Consider the following 331-nt stretch of genomic DNA (forward strand, 5'->3'; position numbering starts at 1 on the left):
GTGCATTTGTGCATGTCTTTCACAACAAAGCAACACAACGCTGATAAAACTTTAGATGTACAGAAGAAACATAAAAAAGGGGCATCTTTTTTATTCACTGGCCTCTGGCCCAGCAACATATGATCACCTTCAATACACAGTACATAAACCCCAAAGGATCTAGCCCATTGCATACTTGTTGGTCCATGATCTAGCCGTGGAAATATACTTCATTCTGTCTGTTTTGTACATGTGAGCAATCTCAGGAACTAATGGATCATCTGGGTTTGGGTCGGTAAGCAAAGAACAAATTGACAGAAGAACCTGCAGTGGAGAAACCCATTGCTTGGAC

At 41.4% G+C, this 331-nt stretch carries 1 protein-coding gene; it reads right to left on the bottom strand.

What is annotated here, in order from left to right; translation table 11 throughout:
* Positions 1-159 precede the first annotated feature (159 nt).
* Positions 160-309: a ubiquitin-conjugating enzyme E2 gene (locus C6N31_RS46430; RefSeq protein ID WP_368860202.1), complete on the bottom strand. Its 150-nt coding sequence runs from the start codon at positions 307-309 to the stop codon at positions 160-162.
* Positions 310-331 lie beyond the last annotated feature (22 nt).

Source organism: Streptomyces fildesensis (assembly GCF_016107395.1).
Taxonomy (GTDB): Bacteria; Actinomycetota; Actinomycetes; order Streptomycetales; family Streptomycetaceae; genus Actinacidiphila; species Actinacidiphila fildesensis.